This is a genomic window from Brucella sp. NBRC 14130 (genome assembly GCF_040371715.1).
Lineage (GTDB): Bacteria > Pseudomonadota > Alphaproteobacteria > Rhizobiales > Rhizobiaceae > Brucella > Brucella intermedia.
In genome coordinates this window covers 18493-41519 of the sequence record NZ_BAABTE010000013.1, presented here as the reverse complement: position 1 = coordinate 41519, position 23027 = coordinate 18493, and the positions used below count along the sequence as shown (strand labels likewise).

The following is a 23027-nucleotide window of genomic DNA, read 5'->3' as shown; positions in this document are numbered from 1 at the left end:
GAGAACAAAAGTGAACAAACACCTTGGCGGTTCGCCTCGCTGCGATTAGATTGACGGCGTGACACTGAACCAGAAGCCCGCCGCCGCATCTGCCGCCTTTCCCTTGCCGGACCGTTTTCTCAAATGGTTCGCGGCCAAGGGCTGGTCGCCGCGCGCCCATCAGCTGGAGCTTCTGGCGCGTGCCGAACAGGGCCAGTCCACGCTGCTGATTGCCCCGACCGGCGCGGGCAAGACTTTGGCCGGCTTTCTGCCTGCACTGGTTGATCTGGAAAAACGCGGGCGCCTGAAGCCGGGCATGGCGAAGCGCGGCGTGCATACGCTTTATATCTCCCCGCTAAAGGCACTTGCGGTCGATATTCACCGCAATCTCACCGTGCCGGTCGAGGAAATGGGTCTCGACATCACCATCGAGACGCGCACCGGCGATACGCCTGCGCACAAGCGCCAGCGACAGAAACTGACGCCGCCGGATATTCTGCTGACGACACCGGAGCAGCTTGCGCTGTTGATCGCATCCAAGGGTGCGGAACAGTTCTTCAAGGGCCTGCGCTATGTGGTGCTGGACGAATTGCACTCGCTGGTCATTTCCAAGCGCGGGCATCTTCTGGCGCTGGGGCTGGCGCGATTGCGCCGCCTGCAACCGCAATTGCAGACCATCGGCCTCTCCGCAACGGTGGCGGAGCCTGACGAGTTGCGTCGCTGGCTGGCGGAACAGGATGGCGACGATTCCATGGCCGGTCTTGTGACGGTCGACGGCGGTGCCAAGCCGGAAATCACCATTCTCGATTCCGATGAGCGCGTGCCATGGGCAGGACATTCCTCGCGCTATGCCATCCCCGATATCTACGAGGCGATCCGCCAGCACCGCACGACGCTTCTGTTCGTCAATACCCGCAGCCAGGCGGAGATGCTGTTTCAGGAACTCTGGCGGGTCAATGAGGACACGCTGCCGATTGCGCTGCATCACGGTTCACTCGATGCGAGCCAGCGCCGCAAGGTCGAGCAGGCCATGGCCGCCAACACATTGCGCGCTGTGGTCGCGACCTCGACGCTCGATCTCGGGATCGACTGGGGCGATGTCGATCTGGTCATTCATGTCGGCGCGCCGAAGGGGGCTAGCCGCCTCGCGCAGCGTATCGGCCGCGCCAACCACCGGATGGACGAGCCGAGCCGGGCCATTCTCGTGCCTGCCAATCGCTTCGAGGTGATGGAGTGCCGCGCCGCACTCGACGCAAATTATCTGGGTGCACAGGATACGCCGCCCCTGATCGAAGGGGCGCTGGATGTGCTGGCCCAGCACGTGCTTGGCATGGCCTGCGCCGAGCCTTTCCAGGCCGACCAGCTTTACCGTGAGGTGCGAAGCGCCGCACCCTATTCGAGCCTTCCGCGAGACACGTTCGACCGCATTCTGGATTTCGTGGCGACCGGCGGCTATGCGCTCAAGACCTATGAGCGGTTTGCGAAAATCCGCAAGACCGTGGACGGCACGTGGCGGGTGTCCAATCCGCGCATCGCGCAGCAATATCGGCTCAATATCGGCACGATTGTCGAAGCGCCGGAGCTGAATGTCCGGCTTACTCGCGGCGGCAAGGGCGGAAGCGCAAGGGGTGGACGTGTCCTTGGCCGGATCGAGGAATATTTCCTGGAGACGCTGACGGCTGGCGATACCTTCCTGTTTGCCGGAAAGGTTCTGCGCTTCGAAGGCATCCGCGAGAATGAATGCATCGCCTCCAATGCTGCCGGTCAGGATGCCAAGATACCTGTCTATGCTGGCGGGAAGTTTCCGCTTTCGACCTATCTTGCCGCGCAGGTGCGCGCCATGCTCGCCGACCGCACACGCTGGCAGTTTCTGCCGGAACAGGTGCGGGAATGGCTGGAAGTGCAGCAATGGAAATCCGTGCTGCCTGCAACGGACGAGCTTTTGATCGAAACCTTTCCGCGCGGCAGTCGCTTCTACATGGTCGCCTATCCTTTCGAGGGTCGGCTGGCGCACCAGACGCTCGGCATGTTGCTGACACGCCGTCTGGAACGCATGGGCGCGCATCCGCTTGGCTTCGTCGCGACCGATTATTCGCTGGGCTTATGGGGCCTCAAGGATATGGGCGCGATGATCGGCACGGGAAAACTCAGCCTTACCCGGCTCTTCGATGAAGACATGCTGGGGGACGATCTCGAAGCATGGCTTGATGAAAGCTACCTTCTCAAACGCACTTTCCGCAATTGCGCCGTGATTTCCGGGCTTATCGAGCGCCGTCATCCGGGACAGGAGAAGACAGGCCGTCAGGTTACGGTTTCCACCGACCTGATCTATGACGTCCTGCGCACCCACGAGCCGGACCATATTCTATTGCAGGCGACGCGCGCGGATGCCGCAACGGGGCTGCTGGATATCAGGCGTCTGGGCGACATGCTGGCGCGCGTGAAAGGCCATCTGCTGCACAAGCCGCTCGACAGGATTTCGCCGCTGGCGCTGCCTGTGATGCTCGAAATCGGGCGCGAGCGCGTGGCAGGCGAAGGCGATGAAATGCTGCTTGAAGAAGCGGCGGATGATCTGATCAGGGAAGCAATGCAATGAAAACTGCGGTGTGGGGAAGTGGAGAGGCCTACAATCTGGCCCATACGCAAGTGTGTGGCGTTGCGGCTTTGTGCGATCCATCCGGCGCGCTGTTTCTGCCCGATCTGCACATACTCATCGTTTCCGACCTGCATCTGGAAAAAGGCTCGTCCTTTGCCCGGCGCGGCCAGCTCATCCCGCCCTATGACACGGCGGCAACGCTCGACATGCTGGCGGTGGCCATCGCGCGCTATCAGCCACGAACCGTCATCAGCCTCGGCGACAGTTTTCACGATGCCAAGGCCAGCGAGCGTCTGCCGTCGCTTTATGCCATCCGGTTGAAATCGCTGATGGAGCATCGCGACTGGTTCTGGATCACCGGCAATCACGATCCGGATCGCCCGGTCGACCTGCCGGGGGATTGTGTCGAGGAACTGGCGGTCGGGCCGCTCACCTTCCGGCATGAGCCGTCACGCAAGGCCGGGCAGGGCGAGATTGCAGGCCATCTTCATCCCGCCGCGCGCATCGTCAGGCGCGGCCGGTCGGTGCGACGCCCCTGTTTCGTGAGCGACGGCGAAAGGCTCATCATGCCTGCTTTCGGAGCCTATACGGGTGCGCTGAACATTCTGGATCGCGCCTTCCGCGGGCTCTTCGCCGATGAGGCGCTGCGCGCCTATATGCTCGGTCAGGGCAAGGTTTACCCGATAGCGCGCGGTGCGCTTTATGGCGGTTAATCCCTCCGGAACAGAATGCGCCCGAACCATCCGGTGAAGACGGCAAGGAAAACGGCAAACAGGCCGTAGAGAAAGCTGTTCTGATGGGCCGCGTTGTAGATGCTCTGCTCGAAACCCGCCTTGACGATTTCCAGGCTGGCATTGGCTTCCCGCAGGAAAACGCCGTTGCGAAACAGAAGCGCCCGAGCCTTGTGGCGACCCACCGGCACGTTGGCGGGGAGGTTGAGCGTGGCGCGGAACAAGGTGCGCGAAATGAACTCCACGCCACCGATGCGCTGCGTATAGAGGCCCTGGCGGATTTTCATCTCGCGCAGTTCATTGCCAAATCTCGGAATATTGCCGGACAGGCTGGCGGGGTCTTCCGGCACGAGATAGAAATTGCGCACGCCCACGGAAAGCTGGCGATAGGTTTTCTCGTCGGTAATGTCCTGCAAATTGCGGGTGGACGCCAGCGAGTACGAGAGCGGGACGCCCATGAAGGTCTCTGAAACCGCATTCACCCAAACGCCGAGATAACGGTCCTTCTTGCGCACGACCAGATCGCGGGACGGGCCTTGCAGCACCACGATGATGTCGTAACGGCCCTGTCGCTGGATCGTGGGATCGGCATTGTCGAGCGCGCCGAATATTGTGAGATCAGTGCCGCCGAAATTCGATGTGATGGCGATGGTTTCGGTCGAGAGGCCGATTTCGATGGTCTCATCGGCGGGGTTCTGCAATTGCGGAACCGTGTTGCCATTGCCGCTGGAATCGACCTGCGCCAGCGCGCTTCCCGTCATCAGAAGGAAGATCAATGCGGAGGAAAGCGTGAAGCTCCGCATGTCAGATATCCGCAATCGAAATGGAGAAGAGGTTGTCCGGCCGCACGAAAAGCCCGAAGGCGAGGCGCAGGCCGACCGCCAGCACCAGAAGCGCCAGAAGAAGACGCAACTGCTCGCCGCGAAGTTTCTGCCCGGCACGTGCGCCATACTGCGCGCCGATGACACCGCCGACCATCAGAAGGAAGGCCAGCACAATATCGATGGACTGGTTGGTCGTTGCTTGCAGCACGGTCGTGACCGCAGTGACGAAGGTAATCTGAAACAGTGAGGTTCCGACAACCACATTGGTCGGAACATGCAGCAAGTAGATGAGCGCCGGAACCATGATGAAGCCGCCGCCGACACCCATGACCGAGGAAAGGAGGCCGATGAAGAAACCGATGCCGAGCACCGGAATGATGCTGACATAGATGGTTGACGCACGAAACCGCATCTTGAAGGGCAGGCGGTGTATCCATGTGTGCTGGCCGGAGCGCCGCACGGCCCCGCCTTGCCCCTTCTTCACGCGGCGAAGCGCTCGCAGGCTTTCCACGAGCATCAGTCCGCCGACGGTGCCGAGAAAGAAAACGTAGAGAATGGAGACGATGAGGTCCAACTGGCCGAGATCGCGCAGCCATGAAAAGACGAAGATACCGACGAGGGACCCCAATATGCCGCCTGCCACCAGAAACAGGCCGAGCTTGATATCGAGCGTTCGGCGTTTGAAATGCGCCAGCGCGCCTGAAACCGACGAGGCGATGACCTGATTGGCGCCTGTGGCGACCGCGATGGCAGGTGGAATGTTATAAAAGATCAACAGTGGCGTGATGAGAAATCCGCCGCCAACACCGAACAATCCGGAAAGAAAACCCACGGCGGCGCCCATGCCGAGTAGAACCAGCATGTTGACCGACAATTCCGCAATGGGAAGATAAATACCCAATTCCCAACCCGGCTTTCACGAACGCACGACATACAGCTGCTTGCGGTCGCGTTTCTCCGCAAGATGTCTCACCTTACCAAAGCATCTCCGGCAACATTATGAAAATAGTGTGCGCCTGGAAATGCATGAAAACAAGTAGTTAGGCTTTAGTCTGCTCGTGAGTTCCAGCCTGGCCACCTCTCATAATGTCTTGCTCTGTCGTCATCGGGAAGTCAAACGCCGATTGCCGATAAGGTTACCTTGCAGGACTATATTGAAGGAAAAATCCGGGGTGTTGTTCAAGAACAACAAAAAGAGCGCCCGAGATCATCGAAAACAGCTTTTCTCAAGATAATCCTACCTATTATATGGGATATACTATCAGAGATAGCGGCGCTGATGCACAATGAATCAGTCTGCTGCGTTCTGGCGATTGCTGATGACGATATTGATATCTTCTTTCGGCGTGATGACCGAATGGCCGGACGACGGATAAAACTGCGCACGGATTGAAATATTGTCCGACATCTTGCTGTCGGTCAGACTGCCGTTCTTGATGATGTAAAGATAGGGGTTGGTCAGGTTGACACTGAAATTCCCGGCAAAACGGCTGCTGGATTTGAAGCCGAAGCAGTTCATGCTTTCGGCATAATAGCTGCCATTCATCACATTCCAGTCTTCCATCGGGCTGGATCGCGTCAGGCAGGTTTTCTTGCCGTCCGGCGTGGTGAAATTCGCATTAAACGATACGGCTATGAAGATGTTCTTCAGTTCAGAACTGCCGGAAAGCACCTTGAAAATGGATTTGTAGGGATGAATGTCTTCGGCGGGGATAAGCTGCTTGTCGCCGGAGGAGATTTCAAAGTCGATCGCATCCCCCTGGAAATTCTTGATATCTTTGTCGAGCGCGAGAGGGATTTTCGCGATGATACCGTTTTCCATGTCGTTGTTTACATGCAAGAGCATAGTCTATCCCCTCGTTGATAGGGTGTAGATAATAAGCCTCAACGAGTCGGATCAACCTGTCACTTCTTTCAGAAGAATGCGGACGAAACGCAGGAGGGGCGGCCTGGGCCGCCCTTGCAGATATCCTTATGGCTCCAATGAGTTACTTGTTCTTTTCAAGCAGGAGCTGAACCAGTTTCTGGTCGACATCGCCGGTGGGCTTCTGTCCGTTTGCCTTCTGGAACGCCGCAATCGCGGCGCGGGTCTTGCCGCCCATAACCCCGTCGGCTGTGCCGATGTCATAACCGTTTTTCTGAAGGATGAGCTGGATGTTGCGGACGGCCTTCTTCATGTCCACCGAACCGGTGGTGACAGGCTTTGCTTCGGTCCACGCATCTGGAACGTCGATGGAATTGGTCGCCTGATCGAGCGGCTTCGCCTTCCACAGCTTCACCATATCCTTGGCGCGTTCCAATTGCTCCGGCTTCAACGCCTTGGCGATCTGGTCGCGCTTGTCGGCAGCGTCCTTGTCACCGGCATTGGCGGCAAGCGAGAACCACTTGTAGCTTTCTTCCAGATTGACCGGCATGCCAAGGCCCTTGGCGGCAAGAATACCGAGATTGAACTGGCTGTCCTTGACGCCGAGTTCAGCCGCATCGGTGAACCAGCGCACGGCTGAAGAATTGTCCGGGTTGCCATTGGCGCCGGTTGCAAAAAGTACGGCGAGATTATGCATCGCGCTCGCATTGCCCTGCTGGGCCGAGAGCTGGTACCAGGTCTTGGCCTTGTCCAGATCGCGGGGCATGCCAAGGCCCTTTTCGTTGAAGTTGCCGAGACGATACTGCGCGGGGGCAAAGCCCTGACCTGCCGAAATCTCGTACCACTGTGCCGCCTTGGCAAAGTCGGCGGCAACGCCGCGGCCTTCCATGTAACGGTTGCCGACTTCAAAGAGCGCGCGCGCGTCGCCCTTGGCGGCGGCTTCACGAAGCGCTGCCGGACCGGCTTCTTCCGGCACTGGCGGAATGGCGGCTTGAGGCTGGGCTGCGGGCTCGGTCGCTGCCGTCTTTTCCACGGACTGCACCGGATTGGCGGTCGTTTCCGTCGCTGTTGCGGCAGGCTGTTCAACCTGCGCCGGGATTTCCATCGCAGCCTGTTGCTCGTCGGCCTGCGCTGCTTTTTCCTCGCGCGGTTCGGTGATCGGAGCTGGCGCCACAGGTGCAGTTTCAGAGGATGGCTGTGCTGCGGGCGTGGTGTCGGCGGTGATCTTGGCGGCGATTTCGTCCGCTGGCGCAGGCGTCGTGTCTGCGGCAGTGGTGTCCATCTGCGCTGGCGCGGTATCGATTGCCGTTTCCACCGGCTCGTCGCGGTTGAGGAATGCAGAACCGATCTGGAGTCCGGCCATGGCGATCATCACGGCGCCGATGGCCATCAGGATAGGCTTGCGCTGGCGCTGGATCATGTCGCCAACGGACGATTTCTTCTTGTTCGTGCGCTTCGCCGCACCCCTCTGAAGCTGCTCGGACTCGGCGGCGGCAAGCTGGGCGGCGCGCCGGGCGGCGGTTATGAAGTCCACCTTGCCGTTGGCGGCAAGTGCGGCATCGGCAGCATCTTCGCGCTGGCGGCGTTCTTCACGCACCCGCTTCATGATCGAATTGAGGTCCGGCATGCCTTCACCCTCGGGGCGAGGGGACGGCGTCCGTTCCAGCTCGGGTTCCTTGCGGGTGATCGCTTCCACGGCAGCCAGTTCGCTGTCGAAAGCAGGGGTGTTGAATGTCGCGTCGAAGGCATTTGCTTCGAGCACTTCGTCGCTCTTACCGGCGGATTTGTCGGCGCGGCGACCGCGTATCGCTTTGGCGAAACCGCCGAAGAGCGAGGACTTTTCAGCCGTGACGTCTGCTCGCGTGTCGGCGGGACCGGCTTCGCTCTGGACGGTTGCAAATGCCGCTGCCGCAGCCGCTGCGGCTGGTGACCGCGTTGCCGACGGGCGCTGCGAACCTGAATTGGGGGAGGGCAGCCTTTCGCCGTCCGATCGACCCGCGACGTCCTGCTCCAGTCTGGCCAGACGGTCGACGATCTTGACCAGCGTGTCATGGACGGTCTCGAATGTCTTGCCGTTGCGCTCGTCGGAATTGCGCGCCAGCGCTTCCAGCGATTTCATGTCCTCGGCCAGCTGCCGGGCAATCACGCTGTCATTGTGCGATCCGTGCTGCAGAACGCGTGCAACGGCGCTTTCCGCCGCCTCGCGCGCTGCATCGAGCACCGTTTCGCGATTGGAGGCGATGGAACGCTCGATGGAATCGAGACGCGGCTTCAGTTCGGCAATCTCGGCCACCGGTTGCGCAAGGTGGTGGGCGATGTTGGCAATCTGGTCCTCAAGGCTCCGGATCGCCTTCACGTCCAGCCCCGGTCCGTCATAGGCCGGTGCCTGAAGGAGACCCTGCGAAATCTGCTGCGAAAGATCGTCGATCCGGCCTTCCAGCGTATGGAGCGCACTGGGGTCGACATGCTGCGTGGCATATTGCGCGTCGAGACGCTCGGTCAGTTCCGCAAAGCGGCGGTCGATCTTGTCCAGAACCAGAGGATGCGGCTCCTCCGACCGGCGCTCGGCTGCTTCGAGCTTCTGGCCGATGGCTTCAAGACGCGCTTCAACGGCGTGATAGTCGGACTGGCTGAGATTTTCCATCACCTTGCCAACCTGATTGGCGAGCAGGTTGATCTGGTGTGCGAGCTGGTCGATGACGCCATCCGGCAGCGCCGAACCGCTCGAAAGCCCGTCGATGCGTGAGGAAAGTTCGCCCAGCTTGCGGTAAAGCGCGTCGGAATTCTGCTGCGTGGCCGAAGTGGCGAGTTGGTCCGCAAGTTCCGCCAGACGCCCTTCGATCCGTTCCAGCCGGCGCGCGCCGTCCTGATCGGGCCGCTGTGCGCGGCTTGTCGCGATGATGGCGCGGCTGATTTCGTCCAGCCTCTCGTCGATCTGCTGGAGACGGTTCTGTTCGAGCGACGCGGCGTGTTGCGGGCTCAGCGATTCCTCGATGGAGTTTGCCAGCTGGCTGATGCGGTCTTCGATCGCGCTCAAACGGTTCGATTGCGGCAAGGTCCCGATTGCGTCGCGCACCTGCTCAAGCCGCGAGCCGATGGCGTCCAGCGCGGGATCGACAGCGTTGTGACGCTGCTCGAATGCCTCGAAACGGGCGTCGAAGCGATCCCAGCGGTTGTTGAGGCGATGCAGGGTTTCCTCGCGGGCAAGGCCCTGGACGGTGCGGTTGAGCTCATCGAGCTGGCGGCGGAGCGCCTGTGCATTGGCCTCGCTGCTACGGTCTGCAAGATGGCGCACGCTGTCGCTGATGCGTTCGAAGTCTTCGCTTACCCTTTGCGAGAGCCCTTCTTCGCTTGCGGCGCGCTGAAGGCGGGTCATTTCGCGGCTGGCGCGGCTGACCTCGACATTGGATGCATAAGGCAGCGGCTCTTCATGGCTTTCGCGCATGCGGCGCAGGTTTTCGGCGATTTCGGCAAGGCCCGTTACGGTTTCGTCCGGATAGCGGGCGGGCTGGCGTTCCGAGCGCAGAATGTTGCGCATATCGGGAGCACTGTCCTGTTCCAGATCCTTCAGGCGCTTTTCCAGGCTTGCCAATGTGCGATTGAGTTCTTCCATCGCCGGCGAAGGCGCCCGGCGCTCACGGCGGGCGTTCAATTCGTCGATGATGGATCGTGAACCTGACGCCAGATCTGGGTTTGCCATGAGAAATTCACTTTTTCCAATGATAGAGACCGCCGGGGCAAATTTCGCCAACGCAACTGGCAAGAATTTGCTCTGCCTACATTTGTACAAACGTGGTAAACAACTCGTTAATATATGCAGCTAAGTGAATGCTTTCGTGGGTGCGGCACGGCATCTCACGGTTGAGCGGACCGGACACGGCATGCCGAACACCGGGCGGCATGAAAGCGGATCAATCAAGCATGGCAGGCGAGTGAGTTGCGGCGGCGAATGTAAACGAAGCTGCCGCACTGACAGCAGTGTCAATGTGAGCTGTCATCAATATTGGTTCCATCGCGCATGCGTGCGGTGACCGGGGTTTCCGGGGGCGGAAACAGGGTAGAACATGAGTAAACGGTCGAACGCGCCGGAACAGGCGGCAGATGTAGCGATTGCGGATCTGCTGACCGGCGCAGGTGGTAATGCGCGGAGGGAGAACCAGACAGGCGGTCAATTATATCGGATCGGCGATCTTTCCGAGGAATTCGACCTGACGTTGCGGGCCTTGCGCTTTTATGAAGATAAGGGATTGCTTAGTCCACGCCGTGCGGGTGTGACACGGCTCTACGACGCCAAGGACCATACGAGACTGCGGCTCGTCCTGTTCGGGCGCCGCATCGGCTTCACGCTCGGCGAAATGGGGCAATTGATCGGCGTGTGGGAAAACGGAATTACCGATCCCGCCGAGACCGAGAACCTGCGCCAGCGCTTCAAGGAAAAGCTCCACGAACTTGAGAAGAAGAAGAACGAGATAGACCGGTCCGTCGAGGAACTTCGGGCCATTCTGGCGCGAATGGCACGCCCGCCGATTTGATCAGGCCGGGGTTAGCGTCCCAGCCTCGTGGGAGGGACTTCCAAGGCCTCTTTGTTTCAGCCTGTCGCACGAAGTGTGCCCCCGGCGGGAACCTGCGCGCTTCACACCGGTTATTTCAGCCTTGCGACCGATAACGCATCCGCAAAGTGGTTTTTCGGATGCGTGTCAAAACGAACCGACAGAGCGCTGGCCGGATTCAGATCAGGTCAAACACGCTCTGATGCGAAAGTGAGGCTGAAAATGAAAAAGGCTCTTGTTCTGACCGCAGCGGTGTTTCTTGCCGGCTCGGGTATTGCGCTGGCGCAAGATCGGGTACTTGTCGAAGTGCCGCAAGCGGCACGCGATTATGTCATCGCAAATCCATCGGAGCCCGTCGTTATCGAAGGCGAAATAAGCGATGGTTATGTCCTGCCCGACGCAATCGCCGTTCATCCGATCCCGGACAATCCGGATTTCGGCTATATCTATGTCAATGGCGAGCCGGTAATCGTGTCCATGCAGAACCGCCGGGTCGTCTATTATGCCGAGGGGCCGAATGCCGGGCCGCCGGTGCCGACTGAAATCGTGACCTATATCGAAACCAACCCCGTCGATCCGGTCGTCATCGAAGGAGGCATCGCTGAAGGAACGATAATTCCACAGGATGTGCCTCTCGTCGCCGTACCCGACCAGCCGGCATATTCCTATGTCTATGTGGAAGATCGCCCGGCCCTGATCGATACGCAGACGCGCCGCGTCGTATGGGTCAAGTAAGGCCAGTTGGAAAGAGATGGAAAAGGCGGCAATTCTGCCGCCTTTCTTCATGGTCGCATGCGAATTGAAAGCCTCTATCTGGCCGAGAAAATCCAATATTTTTTGGTAATTTTTATGTTAATTCGGACGCTTTTCCGCTCTTCTTGAAAGAATTATAACGAAGTCGGATTGATGGTGAAAAAATAAATTTGGCTCGATGCCCTTGTAGTGGGGGTAATAAGGGTATATCTATTAAAAATCGATTTTGTCATCGAACGACAAGGCGCACCAGGCGTCGTGACTTTTCTTTCAATTTCGTAAAACGCGACGAAAATTATTTCGTTATCTTCCAACCATGCGAATTGAAAGGAATTCTCTATGGCAAACGGAACAGTAAAATTCTTTAATGGCGGCAAGGGCTTTGGGTTTATTCAGCCTGAGGATGGTTCGCCGGATGTGTTCGTTCACATTTCTGCAGTTGAGCGTGCAGGCATGCATACGCTCAATGAAGGTCAGAAGGTGAGCTTCGAGTTGGTGGCGGATCGCCGTTCCGGCAAGAAGGCCGCCGATAATCTTCAGGCGCTTTAACTCGGGCGCAAAGTGATTGTCTCCGATCTTTGACCACGGATGTACTGGCACTGATTGTTGAGGCGATTGAAAGGTCGGGTTTTCCCGGCCTTTTTTATTTTCAAATGCATCCCAAGTGTGAAGCGGCTTTTGACCGGGAGTAAGTAGAATGCTCGAACAAAAATCGGCAGGACTGACCAAGGACACGCTGTTCAAGAAACCGCTTTCGCGGATGGAAGCCAAGAACGCCATTACCGACAAAACGGCAAAGGCTATCCTGCAGCACGAAAAAGCCGCGGTGGATGCCAAGACGGAGCGATTGAAAGCCGCGCGCCTCGAGCGCGACAGGCGAGCCCCGTAGCCGCTCTGTGCGGTCATACAAGCGAGTGAATTGAGGTGGCCGTGGCAACACGATGAAATGATTGGATTTTGTCGGTTTGTGCGCGGCTGAGAAAGGAGCTGAATTGCAAGTATTGGTAAGAGACAATAATGTCGATCAGGCGCTGCGCGTCCTCAAGAAGAAGATGCAGCGCGAGGGAATTCTCCGTGAACTGAAAGAACGCAGGGCTTATGAAAAGCCTTCGGAAAAGCGTGTGCGCGAGAAGGGCGAGGCTATTCGCCGGGCGCGCAAGGATGCCAAGAAGAGGGCACAGCGCGAAGGTTTGCTGCCGAAGCCGAAGAAGAAGGTTGCTCCCGCACGGTCGAGAACCCCGGTCGCTTCCGCACCGGCGACATCTTCTGCCGCCTGACCTGCGGCCCGAACCTTTCGGGCCTGAATCGTTCAAGACAGACCGCCGGATCGAAAGCGTTCCGGCGGTTTTTTATTGGCCGCACCACGTCCCCGCGAGGCTGTCTGACATTGCTGCCTTGCGCTTCCGGTCCGCCGGGGTGCTGTAAATGCCGCCTTGGTTTGTCTTTTTCGTTGAATGATCCATTGATTTTGTTGCATTTTTTCTGGTTCCTTCAAATAGGTGTTGGTGTTTCGTTGCGTTTGATTTGTCCGCTTTTTGACCAGAGGACAAAAAAAGCCCGCTTAGCGGGCTCTAAAACTGCTGCTCGATGATTTTAGATTTAAATCAGATTCTTTTTCCGCAAATCTGAAAGCGAATAGTAGCTAGTGAAATTGGTGTTTAGCCCGAGCAGAGGGAAAAGGCCCAAGTCGGCTAGATGTTTTTTCATTCCAGAGCGGTTGATACCCAAGATTTCACGAAGGTTGGTTAGGGAAATATAATGCTCTTTAAACTCGCGGATCGAAGATTTTTCCACGAGACGAAGGGAACGACGATATGCGGGCTTTTCTCGTACATATCCCTTTTTGATAAGTTCGCTCAACGTAATGCCGGATGCGCCCAATAGATGACTCGCCAATGCATGAGAGGCATGCGTTTCGTCCTCCACCGGGGTATAGGCTTTAATTGGTTTTACTACATCGAAGTGCACTCTCAACCGTTTCAGAAGACCCTCCGAACCCGGCATGATACGGACTTTGGCATGTCCTTCGATAATTTTTTCAATGATCTGTGGGAAAGTAAGGCCAAAGGCCCTCCGTTTTACGGGCGCTCGCCATTCGGGATTTTCCTCGCTACACTTTTCAGCGTTCTTAGTCAGCTTCGCCACAAAGTCCTGAAAATCGGATTTAAGAATATGTAGATGGTCTCGTTTTTTTCTTAGTTCCGAACTCCCCAGAATTCCAGCTTCGATAAGCTTCCTAAAACTTGCTTCTCCTACTCCCAAGATCGACGCTGCTTCTTTGCCGTTGACGGTCGCATTTGCCTCTTCAAATATCGAACGAGCTTTCTCAGCGTCAAAATAAATCGATGAGTTATGAAGCTGGAGTCGCGTGGTCAACCCATGTTGAATGATCAAAGCTTTAATTCGCTCCTTGTGAATACCATACTCCTCGTGAGCCGAATTCACGCAAAATAGGTATCTCCTTTCAATAGGGCGAACGAATTCCATGCCTGGTCCGAAAGGCATATTTCTTTCAGCAATTTCCTGGAAGAGCGTAATCACGGGTTCATAGGCTGGCTTGGATTGGTTCCTTCGAAGCCAAAGCATGATGGGTCCAAAAAAGTCGAGTACAAAGCGAGCCATCGGTCTCTTCTGGTCAATGGTTTCAATGATAGTGCGCTCCAGTTCTGCCTGCCCTTTGCAGATAAGCCTAAATCCCCATTCACGCTGGTCCGTCGCCTCGTCCTGAAGGTCAGTCAGCTTATGAATCGCAATGAATGTACCCAAGTACCCTGAAAGCTCAGCAACGATATGGACATCCAATGTGTCGACCAGATCGTTGCCTTCGGCACGCTTGAAAATGCGGTCACGCAGAAACCGATCCATCAAGGGTGCCGAGCTTAGCTGATGATTGCGCGCCTGATTGCGGATGGTCTGGACATTTTGATCGACGAACGTAGCAAAGTCGTCGCGCTGGTCAAAAGAGGTTACAAGATGCTCGACCAACTTACCCCCATGCTCTGGACATCCTTCAATACCGCGACAGCTCCACCACGAGCGTGCATAGGGCTTGGCGATGGAGCGACCTGGTTGCCGATCAATGTCATCAAGAACACAATGTGGACAGTATCGGAGCATCTTGCCTGGCCGCATTTCTTTATTGAAAATAGCGTAGCCCAGCTTCCAGTTCGAACCAGGGCGCTGATGAACAGCGCTTGTGTTTGCCAGGCGCTCGATTGAAAATCCTGAAAGCTCCGAGATTTCAGCAAGCGCGACGTGGTCTCCACGGACAATTGCTTCGCGGTTGGTGTACGTGGATTCCAGAAACGATTGCATCGTAGTATAACCATTCGCACGCGCCAGCCGGGATACCAGACTGATCAGACTTTCGTCTTCATGAAAGGACAGGGTAACCGGCAATGTCATTGTTTTGTCCCTCCTTTTTTCGTGCCAATTGATGGCAGGTCCGCAAGGACATGTTCTGGCGAAATCTCCGACCAACGGGGGACGCGGAAAATATTGCTTCCCGGCAGACATCCGCTGAAGTCTTGATAAACTTGAGCAAAAGCACCCGTTTCAAGTTGTGGTTTGTCTTTCTGCAATGCGAGAATGCAAGCCGCTTGAATCGTCTCTACGATTTTACCAAATCCACCCATCGCTGAATGACAAAGCCGTCCAATAAAGTCGTCTTCCAGTAACTCCGCTGGGACCTTAAGGCCACTAATGTCGACGGCGATTTTTTGAATTGAGGCTTCGATCCATTCCTTATCGGTATCAGGTGACTGCTCCCTATAACGAAGCACACGACTACGGTTTGCGAGTTGCTGGTCGTTCTGGAGTAAATGAGCGAGTTCGTTCACACCGGAGCAGATGATGTGTAGCGGCCAATCTGGGATCTGCATAAGGCTCTTCAGGCCATCCTGAACGTCCTGGATGGCTGAAGTGCTATTGTGACGGATGAGGTGCTGAGCTTCGTCCACATGAAGATACAGCACTCCTCGCGCCTTGATCTGCGCCTTTACTAATACGTACAAGCTACCTTCTGTCTGCTTAGGGTTGGCTGGTAACCCCAGAGCTTCCAGCACAGCGATAGCAAAGCCCTTCATAGTACAGGGCTTTGGCGCTTCGATACTCAGAAGGGGGCTGACCGTCTCACCGTACTCGTTTTGAAAGGGCTGAAATTCTTGAATAAGCGCGAAATGGTGTTTCAGTGAGAAAGTTTTTCCGCTGCCAGAATTGCCAATCAGGAATAGTGCGCGTTGCCGTGAGCCGCCTCCATCGAAACAATCCGATACGTTCTCGACCATAGCCCGCAACATGGCCCGCAGTTTCTGATCGCGGGGCCCCTCTAGGTAAGTTGCGTAAATCTGTTTCTTAATTTCCTTCAATCTGGTGTTATACGTAAGCGGTCAGCCGATGGCGTTAGACTTGAAGTTCCAAGGCATAAGAGCTTCGATTTCGGTTACAGGCCAGCCTTGAGCAATGCGGCTTAGTGTTTGGGATAGCCAGTCAAGCGGATCGACGCTGTTCATTTTGCATGTCTGGAGAAGCGTGGCCAGTGTAGCCCAGGTCCGTCCGCCGCCTTCGCTTCCGGCAAACAGGCTGTTTTTCCTCGTGATTGTCTGTGGTCTGATCGCACGCTCGACAATGTTGCTATCGATTTCGACCCGGCCATCGGTGAGGAAGCGCTCCAGTGCCTCGCGCCGGGTGAACGCGTAGCGGATCGCCTCGGCGGTTTTGGACTTGCCCGAGACTTTACCCAGTTCCTTTTCCCACCGGTCGAAGAGGCGGGCGACAATGGTTTCAGACTGTTCCTGACGGAACGCGGCGCGGATGTCGGCATTCTTGCCGCGAACCTCATCTTCGATCTTCCACAATTTGGTCATGGCGGTGACCGTATCTGTTGCAGCCTGCGAGATCCCGCTGACGTGCAGATCGTAAAATTTGCGGCGCAGATGTGCCCAGCAGCCTGCGAGCTGTATCTGTTCGTTGCGCCCAGCCTTGGCTTGCGCCTTGATCATGCTCGTATAGGCGCCATATCCGTCCACCTGCAGGATTCCGTTGAACCCGGCAAGATGCCGCGCCACGCATTCTGCGCCCCGACTGTCTTCAAAACGATAGGCCACCATTGGTGGACTGCTCCCACCATAGGGGCGATCATCGCGTGCATAGGCCCAAAGCCATGCCTTGGTGGCTTTTCCCGAACCGGGAGCCAGAGTGGGCAAGGTCGTCTCATCGGCGAAGACCCTTTCACCTTCCTTGACCCGCTCCAGGATATAATCGGCGCATATCTGAAGCTCGAAGCCCAGATGCCCCATCCATTGCGCCATCAAACTCCGGCTGATCTCGACGCCATCGCGCAAATAGATTGCCTCCTGACGGTAAAGTGGAAGGCCATCGGCATACTTGGAAACGGCTATATAGGCGAGCAGGCGCTCTGTCGGCAAACCGCTCTCGATAATATGTGCAGGCGCGAGCGCCTGAACCACACCATCATGGTTCCGGAATGCATATTTGGGGCGACGTGTCACGACAACCCGGAACTTCGGGGGCACGACGTCCAGGCGTTCCGAGCGATCCTCGCCGATCAGGACCTTTTCCAGACCCTCGCAACCAGCCGGAATCTCCGGTTCGATGACTTCCTCAATGCGTTCGAGATGAGCGGCAAAGCCCTTGCGCGGACGTGATGCCCGTTTCGGCTTGTCCCTGGCCGCATCGTGAAGTTCGCTCTGGATCGCCGAGAGACCGGTTTCCACTTCCTCGAAAGCAAACGATACCTGTTCATCGCTAACACCAAGGTGTAATCGTTCGGAGCGCCGGCCGTGCTGGGCGCGCTGCAAAACCTTCATGATGGATGTCAGGTTGGCAATCCGTTCGTTGGCGCTCTTCTCCACTGCCTCCAGCCGGGCAATCTCAGCTTCAGCAGCCTTCAACCGGGCTTCCTTTTCAGCCTGCTCACGTGCCATTGCGAGCACCATAGCTTTCAGTGCGTCAACGTCATCCGGCAGATCGTGAAGCGGTAAATCCATGAGGCTGAGTAGAGCATAAAAGCGGCCGTTTTCCCAACCATTACAGCATCATGAATCATCTTGCCGCAGGCGTTGTCATCCTGTCAGCAAAGGGCGTCTTGTCCTGTTCGGGCGGATCTTTTTCCAGTCCATTCCAGCCAACAAAGCCATGAGCTGGGAATGATCCAGACGTATCCTCGCAACTGACAGGCCCGGCCAGCAAAAGCCACGGTCCTCAAGCGTTTTCGAATAAAGGCAAACGCCACTGCCATCCCACCACACAATCCGGACCCGGTCGGCACGTTTTGACCGGAAGACATAAAGCGCACCATTGAACGGGTCGAGACCGCCATCACGGACAACTGCCATCAGGGAAGCGGCTCCCTTGCGGAAGTCGACGGGCTGACAGGACACATAAACCACCACACCGCTGGAAATCATGCCTTGCGAGCCGCCCTCAGAACCTTCACCAGGTGATCCGGATCGAAGGCTGAACCGACGCGAACTACCATGTCGGCGACAACAATATCGATCGAAGCGCTACACGTCGTTTCAACACGTGCAAATCTGGCCGGACTGGCCGGTCCCGCTGTTACTGGTGAAACAACACCAGACGCAAGCGCCTTACGACGCCATCCATAAAGCTGCGAGGGATCCAGTCCTTCAGACCGTGCAACCGCCGAGACGTTGGCCCCGGGCTGCAACGACGCAGCCACAATCCGCGCCTTCTCGTCATCCGACCAGTCTCGTGGCCGCCGTCGGCTTCGCACAGGCTCCGCCGTCAAAACCTCGAATGTCCGGGTCTGATTCACACCGTCGCTCATAGGATTCTCCGCATGATTCATGCAGAAAATCGCCCATCTCACCGACGAAAGATACGTGGGATAGTCTACCCGCTTACTGTTATACATTGGTTTCCTGCCTTTAAATGTAGTCGTCGTAATAGTCGTCGTTTGATACCAGCTCCGTTGTTTCAAGCCCGGAATTGGTCATGTTGCTCGGTACGCGTACAACGCTAGGAGAGGTTTCCAGAGCTGTTGAGGATACCCATTTCGTTGGGCTGGAATGATAATCCGCAATCGCTGAGGATCCGGTTGGTGAAAGCAGATCGCCCGGAAGTGAAACCACAGATCCAAGGCTTTCTGTGTTCTCTTTAAGTTGCGCGACCCAACTGCCGTACAACTCGCTCTCAAGCGTCTCGATCTGCTTAGGCTCAAGTGTTCTCGGACTCAGTCTTGCTCGCAGTCTTGCCGTTTCGCCAGATTCTCTCATCAGTCTCAGCGCCGAATACATGGCGTCCAAACCGGACTCAGATTCTTTCGCATTTGCGATGCGCAATTTTTGGCGCGCTGAAATCCATTCTTCCAGTGATACGGATTCGTCCAGCTCGATTTTGTTCTCGACTTGAAACCAACCTTCCTTTGGATGCCTGACCGCGATTGTGCGGAGATCTGCTGGGTCGTATTTTACTTCGAACTGAACCTGGCCCTCTTTCGAATGGAGACGAGAAAGCTCGTCGTTCCGATATGGAATTCCCATAAAAACGATTCCGTTCTTTGAAATGCGTCGAACAATTTTCTCACCGAAAATGTGAAGCATCTCTTCATCACTAGGGGGGAAATTGATCGGATAGACCTGCGTTTTCTGAACCCATGTATCATGAGGCGAACGTCCACCAAGACCGGCATGTGGTGCACGGTGATGGATGTCACAAATTGCGATGGTGAACAGCTTGATTAGTTCGTCAGTTTGAAGACTGAGATGGGCTTCAGGATTGTAATCGCCCTTTTCTGCAATCGAACCAAACGTACGACCATCAAACTCGCCAGCGACCATTGGCCCGATTGAACGGAACAGGCGTTCAATGAATGGACGCGCCTGCGGACGGCCAGCGGGTGGCTGAACGTACGCGATCTTAGCGTTACGAAGGACCTCCTGCGTTCGTGAACTGATGAACTCGCTTCCGTTATCGCTGTAGATGCATCGAGGGCGAAGGCGGCCGATCCAGGGTGTTTTACAATCCAGTTGTTGTGAGATGAACGTCTTGTCCATCATGATCATCCTGATAGCTTCAATCGCATTGGACGCATTCGGGGCCGTACTGGCTTTGAATGCCAACACGTAACGCGTAGCGACATCAATTGCGGCCACAAACCAAACGCGAATGCTCCCGATCTGCGAGCGATATGATTCAGGCAGTAGGTTCCACATCCCGGTTTCCGTCAAAAGAGACACCAGTTCGACGTTCCAAAAATCGATTTCAATGCGTTCGCCAGGCACTTCAACGTCGAAGGATCTCTTAATTGAAGAGAACTTCTTCTTCGCATGAGCTTCTCCATGGCGACCGGCAACCTTTGCAAATTCGTCAAAGGCATCGATGATCGATTCAAATTTCGTGCGCGAAATTTTTGCCAGCTCCTTTTCTTGCGATGCATTCTCGGCAGCGAGAGCTGCGAGGTACTGTCGGTATACTTGAGCCTTGGTCAGTCGGGTGCGTTCCATGTATCGCTGAGCTTCCTTCTGAGCGAATGCCATGGATTCGGGATCAATCGAGCGAAAATGCTTACCTGGCCCATGATGACGTTGAACGAGAGCCAATACGTCGCCGCCACACTCATGATATTTAGAGTAGTCGCGCCAAAACGTTTTAACCGATGGCGTTGCATATCGCGGTACGTTCGTAGCTTGGTCGGCTCGCTTCCCTCTTGGCGCGAGATCATCCTGAATCTCAAAGAACCAAGCTCGCAGTTTTTTGGAAAGCTCGTCGTGGTTCCACCGTCTGCGTTTGTATTCTGGATATGCCTCGTCGTATTTTCTGATAAGTTTTTCACGCAAAAGTGCGAGGAACTGTGCCTTTTCGGGAAAGTCACTGAACTGCTTATCGCCAAAAATCATACGTAGCTTCTGCTGTTCAATGTCGTGATAACCGTATTTCACGGCACCACGGTTTGCCGAGAGGTCGTCATAAATCTCTTGGTGACTGACGAAGACTTCCCGGTCATGCTTGTCGTCGCTTCTCAGATGCCAGCCATCTCCATTGGGATTGACCGGAATCCAGTTTCTGCCGTTCAGGTGCAAGCGGTCCTTCGAACACATGTTGACCATTGATCGTCTAAAGACTGCAGGCTGTGAATTTAAGCTGTACATGATAATCCCTCTCTATGTTTCCAATGCGCAGAGAACCTAGCGAGCCACTGTCATCCAGCTAACATCGCTGATCCTGCCAGGCTGGAAAGGCCTGATATTTCCGTGTTCAATAAGCGCCCAAGCGGCTGTCCACCGACGAGCTTGGTATGTGCAATTTCGAAACAGCTCGCCAAATCGGAATCGTCCGGGGAAATGTTGGACTTGGTCCAATAACTCGGCATGATCCTCGCGATTGTAGAAATCGCGCGCTCTCAAAATGTCCGACGCGTTCAGGAAGGCGTCCATGTTTGCGTCAACGTCGGTGATCAGAGCCAAGTCATCCACGAACCCCGATCTGAATTCGTTGTGTTCATTTCTGACCAACATGCCCGACTGCCGTACTTGTTTGAGAAGCAGGCGCATCTTTGCCCGCTTCTTGAACTGTTTGACGGTAACTGCCATCCGTCGTCCGGAGCGCAATACAACGAAATAGTCAAAGGTGTGGGTCCGTTGAACGTTGTCAGCGTCGAGGTATGCCATCACCGGAAACTGGGAATGCAACTCGTCGACGTCTGTTCGAGCTTGAAGCAAAGTCGAAACACGATGCTCCAGCTCACTTTCGTGATAAACGACGACATCATTGAATGGAGTGAAGCCGCGAGCTGTTGTATTGTTTCTGTGGCCGGGACGGCGGGTGGCGTAACCTGGTGTTGGTTCTTGCCAGTACTTGGTTCCCGCTGATCCGCGATCAGTTGGTTGAGCCTGGTATTTCCAAACCCCCAGCCTCGGTCACGCCGTGACCATCCTGATAACTGGCGTTCGAGCCACAACGCGAAGCGTCAGCATCGGCGATGAAGCCGAGGCCAGCACGTTGAAGACTGATAATTCGAGATACTTGACGAGAAAAATTCATAGCTGTCCCCTGATAGCTTTTGGTGGCCAGGTTGGCCGAAGTCTGTCAAATGGGGAACACAAGGATAAGCCGATGCAATCGCGCATCGGGTATTAAACCGACGCCAATACTAGGCCTTGCTTGTGCTCCACTGGGTAGTCGGTTTGCGTATCATGGTGATGTTATCCTTTTGCTTGAGCGATTAAGCTCAGGGCGCTGCATATGGCAGCATTTCGATTTGATTGCAACAACTAAATTTGAGTTAACCATAAAAAGTTGGTAGAGTTATTGTGCTCAAGATTCACGACCGAAGTTGCAACTGGCATAAGGAACAGTCTTAGCTCTCGTGTGCGCTGAACGTTAACTTTCTGGAGTTGATTGACCTTCGGATTCTCCCAACGGCTGGAGAGAATACGGGTCTCAGGTCAAATCTCACTTTGATGAAATCGAATTGCCGACAACAAAGCACTCGGTACATCCCGACGCTGTTCCCTTTGATGTCACCGGCAGTTACCCAGCTTCTCGCGTCCGTATCTCCTATATACCCGCAGGGATGCGGGAAGTCGCTTGGCATAGAGTGCCAGAACCCGTTCTAACAGAGCGACTTGACGGTTCAGTGGATTACGATATTAGTGACGGGGAAGTGCGCCACGTTTCCACTGGCAGTTTCGTGCTGATCATGGACACGCATGGCAAAGGTCATCTTTCTCGACATTCACCGGAGGAGCAGACGGTAATCTGGATTTCTTTGCCCAACGGACTTGAACTGTCACCACAACGATGACGGTACGATTGCGTAAACCTGCCAGTGCTTAGATGGCAACTCGCGGAGAAAGCAGCGCTGCTGTCGCTTCACCACTGGGGCGACAGCAGGCCTATTAATGAACTACGCCTTTTCTGCCGCAATTGCCAAATTATGCAGGCAGCGATCAAGGCCGATGGCGATTTCAAGAATGAGGACATCGTGTTGGCGTGTGGCTCCGCTGTCAGAGGTATTCGAATTTTCGATTCTACAAAAGATTAAACCATTCATACTTTGAATAGTAGCTGTTCAATAGAAACACATCGGGTCCCTGATGCGTAGGCGCAATTGTTATTTCAAAAGTGCCAATAATCAAAGGTGCGTTAAATTGCTAATGGATTTCGCACTCGCTCTTTCTTAACCGAAACCATGTGATAAGTAAGTTTGGAGAGTGTGATGCAGATTCGAAATGTGGTGTATTGTATCTGTCATATATTGACATTTTGTCGCAGCAGACGGTTTGTATTCGCCGGCGCGTGACATAAGGGATTAAGGCGAGCAATATAGAGCAATGACGGGGATTGCGATGCAGATCATTAGTGCCGAACAGTTTGTGCAAGGGCTTCTTGCGGCATTGAGCCTTGAGGGGAAAACAACAATTCAGTTGGATGACCCTCGTCTTGATGAGCAGTTTGCAAAAGCATATGACGAATTGCTTGATCAGGCCGAGGCCTTAGGTGTTGTCCCAGATTTCGTGATAACTCCAGACCGATATCATGGCGATAGCACAGCGCTCCGCGACGCGATCCTGGCGGTCAGAGATTTAAAGGACGTAGCGCTTCATAATCCGAAGTTTGTTCGTGTCACCATTGACGTACTGGCAGAAAGTGCCACGACGACTCTCGCAGCAAGCCGAATACCAGGTTCTGCGCTACGTCGTATGGCTACAAAGTATCTTTCTGAAGTCGCTCACTGAGCGTAGC

Annotated in this window: 19 protein-coding genes; 8 read left to right on the top strand and 11 right to left on the bottom strand. The window is 55.5% G+C overall.

From position 1 onward, the window contains the following. The first annotated feature begins 58 nt into the window (after nucleotides 1–58). Both ABWW28_RS21585 and pdeM read left to right on the top strand, forming a co-directional pair. The gene (locus ABWW28_RS21585; RefSeq protein ID WP_176587517.1) at nucleotides 59–2575 is read left to right on the top strand and encodes a ligase-associated DNA damage response DEXH box helicase; all 2517 of its coding nucleotides are present in this window, start codon (nucleotides 59–61) and stop codon (nucleotides 2573–2575) included. Continuing rightward, nucleotides 2572–3288: a ligase-associated DNA damage response endonuclease PdeM gene (gene pdeM / locus ABWW28_RS21580; RefSeq protein ID WP_176587518.1), complete on the top strand. Its 717-nt coding sequence runs from the start codon at nucleotides 2572–2574 to the stop codon at nucleotides 3286–3288. Before ABWW28_RS21585 ends, pdeM begins: the two co-directional genes overlap by 4 nt. Here pdeM and ABWW28_RS21575 read toward each other — a convergent pair. The 4 genes from ABWW28_RS21575 to ABWW28_RS21560 all read right to left on the bottom strand — a co-directional run bounded on the left by ABWW28_RS21575 (nucleotide 3285) and on the right by ABWW28_RS21560 (nucleotide 9694). Further along, the gene (locus ABWW28_RS21575) at nucleotides 3285–4109 is read right to left on the bottom strand and encodes a TIGR02186 family protein (RefSeq protein ID WP_063620294.1); all 825 of its coding nucleotides are present in this window, start codon (nucleotides 4107–4109) and stop codon (nucleotides 3285–3287) included. The genes pdeM and ABWW28_RS21575 overlap by 4 nt on opposite strands. Nucleotide 4110: 1 nt before the next feature. Continuing rightward, nucleotides 4111–4992 carry a sulfite exporter TauE/SafE family protein gene (locus ABWW28_RS21570; RefSeq protein WP_025090993.1) on the bottom strand — a complete coding sequence of 294 codons (882 nt, stop codon included), beginning with the start codon at nucleotides 4990–4992 and terminating at the stop codon, nucleotides 4111–4113. A 429-nt stretch (nucleotides 4993–5421) separates the two neighbouring features. Beyond that, nucleotides 5422–5976, bottom strand: a complete 555-nt coding sequence (locus ABWW28_RS21565) for a hypothetical protein (RefSeq protein ID WP_006469327.1) — start codon at nucleotides 5974–5976, stop codon at nucleotides 5422–5424. A gap of 142 nt (nucleotides 5977–6118) precedes the next feature. Continuing rightward, nucleotides 6119–9694, bottom strand: a complete 3576-nt coding sequence (locus ABWW28_RS21560; protein WP_353392053.1) for a peptidoglycan-binding protein — start codon at nucleotides 9692–9694, stop codon at nucleotides 6119–6121. A 364-nt stretch (nucleotides 9695–10058) separates the two neighbouring features. On the opposite strand from ABWW28_RS21560, the gene ABWW28_RS21555 reads away from it, so the two are divergent. The 5 genes from ABWW28_RS21555 (at nucleotide 10059) to rpsU (ending at nucleotide 12574) form a co-directional block, all read left to right on the top strand. Next, the gene (locus tag ABWW28_RS21555) at nucleotides 10059–10526 is read left to right on the top strand and encodes a MerR family transcriptional regulator (protein WP_176587520.1); all 468 of its coding nucleotides are present in this window, start codon (nucleotides 10059–10061) and stop codon (nucleotides 10524–10526) included. Nucleotides 10527–10766: 240 nt separating this feature from the next. Further along, complete coding sequence (locus ABWW28_RS21550) at nucleotides 10767–11279, top strand: DUF1236 domain-containing protein (protein WP_025090997.1); 513 nt, start codon at nucleotides 10767–10769, stop codon at nucleotides 11277–11279. 357 nt (nucleotides 11280–11636) lie between these two features. Continuing rightward, nucleotides 11637–11846, top strand: coding sequence for a cold-shock protein (locus ABWW28_RS21545; RefSeq protein WP_006470569.1), 210 nt, complete (start codon nucleotides 11637–11639; stop codon nucleotides 11844–11846). 148 nt (nucleotides 11847–11994) lie between these two features. Further along, nucleotides 11995–12186: a hypothetical protein gene (locus ABWW28_RS21540; protein WP_006469319.1), complete on the top strand. Its 192-nt coding sequence runs from the start codon at nucleotides 11995–11997 to the stop codon at nucleotides 12184–12186. Between the two features lie 103 nt (nucleotides 12187–12289). Then, on the top strand, nucleotides 12290–12574 hold the full coding sequence (gene rpsU / locus ABWW28_RS21535; RefSeq protein WP_025090998.1) for a 30S ribosomal protein S21: 285 nt from the start codon (nucleotides 12290–12292) through the stop codon (nucleotides 12572–12574). A gap of 322 nt (nucleotides 12575–12896) precedes the next feature. Here rpsU and ABWW28_RS21530 read toward each other — a convergent pair whose 3' ends face one another. The 7 genes from ABWW28_RS21530 to ABWW28_RS21500 form a co-directional block, all read right to left on the bottom strand. Beyond that, complete coding sequence (locus tag ABWW28_RS21530; protein ID WP_176587521.1) at nucleotides 12897–14702, bottom strand: TniQ family protein; 1806 nt, start codon at nucleotides 14700–14702, stop codon at nucleotides 12897–12899. Next, on the bottom strand, nucleotides 14699–15664 hold the full coding sequence (locus tag ABWW28_RS21525) for a TniB family NTP-binding protein (RefSeq protein WP_353392049.1): 966 nt from the start codon (nucleotides 15662–15664) through the stop codon (nucleotides 14699–14701). Before ABWW28_RS21525 ends, ABWW28_RS21530 begins: the two co-directional genes overlap by 4 nt. Before the next feature lie 21 nt (nucleotides 15665–15685). Continuing rightward, complete coding sequence (gene tnpC / locus ABWW28_RS21520; RefSeq protein WP_279719058.1) at nucleotides 15686–17305, bottom strand: IS66 family transposase; 1620 nt, start codon at nucleotides 17303–17305, stop codon at nucleotides 15686–15688. Nucleotides 17306–17380: 75 nt separating this feature from the next. Next, nucleotides 17381–17725, bottom strand: a complete 345-nt coding sequence (tnpB, locus tag ABWW28_RS21515) for an IS66 family insertion sequence element accessory protein TnpB (protein WP_100649048.1) — start codon at nucleotides 17723–17725, stop codon at nucleotides 17381–17383. Further along, a complete protein-coding gene (locus ABWW28_RS21510) occupies nucleotides 17722–18108 on the bottom strand; it encodes a transposase (RefSeq protein ID WP_100649049.1) in 387 nt (128 codons plus the stop codon). The genes tnpB and ABWW28_RS21510 overlap by 4 nt, the downstream gene beginning before the upstream one ends. Nucleotides 18109–18208: 100 nt before the next feature. Beyond that, nucleotides 18209–20431, bottom strand: coding sequence for a TnsB C-terminal domain-containing protein (locus tag ABWW28_RS21505; RefSeq protein WP_176587523.1), 2223 nt, complete (start codon nucleotides 20429–20431; stop codon nucleotides 18209–18211). Between the two features lie 36 nt (nucleotides 20432–20467). After that, nucleotides 20468–20872 carry a hypothetical protein gene (locus ABWW28_RS21500; RefSeq protein ID WP_176587524.1) on the bottom strand — a complete coding sequence of 135 codons (405 nt, stop codon included), beginning with the start codon at nucleotides 20870–20872 and terminating at the stop codon, nucleotides 20468–20470. Between the two features lie 1758 nt (nucleotides 20873–22630). On the opposite strand from ABWW28_RS21500, the gene ABWW28_RS21495 reads away from it, so the two are divergent. Beyond that, complete coding sequence (locus tag ABWW28_RS21495; protein ID WP_176587525.1) at nucleotides 22631–23020, top strand: hypothetical protein; 390 nt, start codon at nucleotides 22631–22633, stop codon at nucleotides 23018–23020. Nucleotides 23021–23027 lie beyond the last annotated feature (7 nt).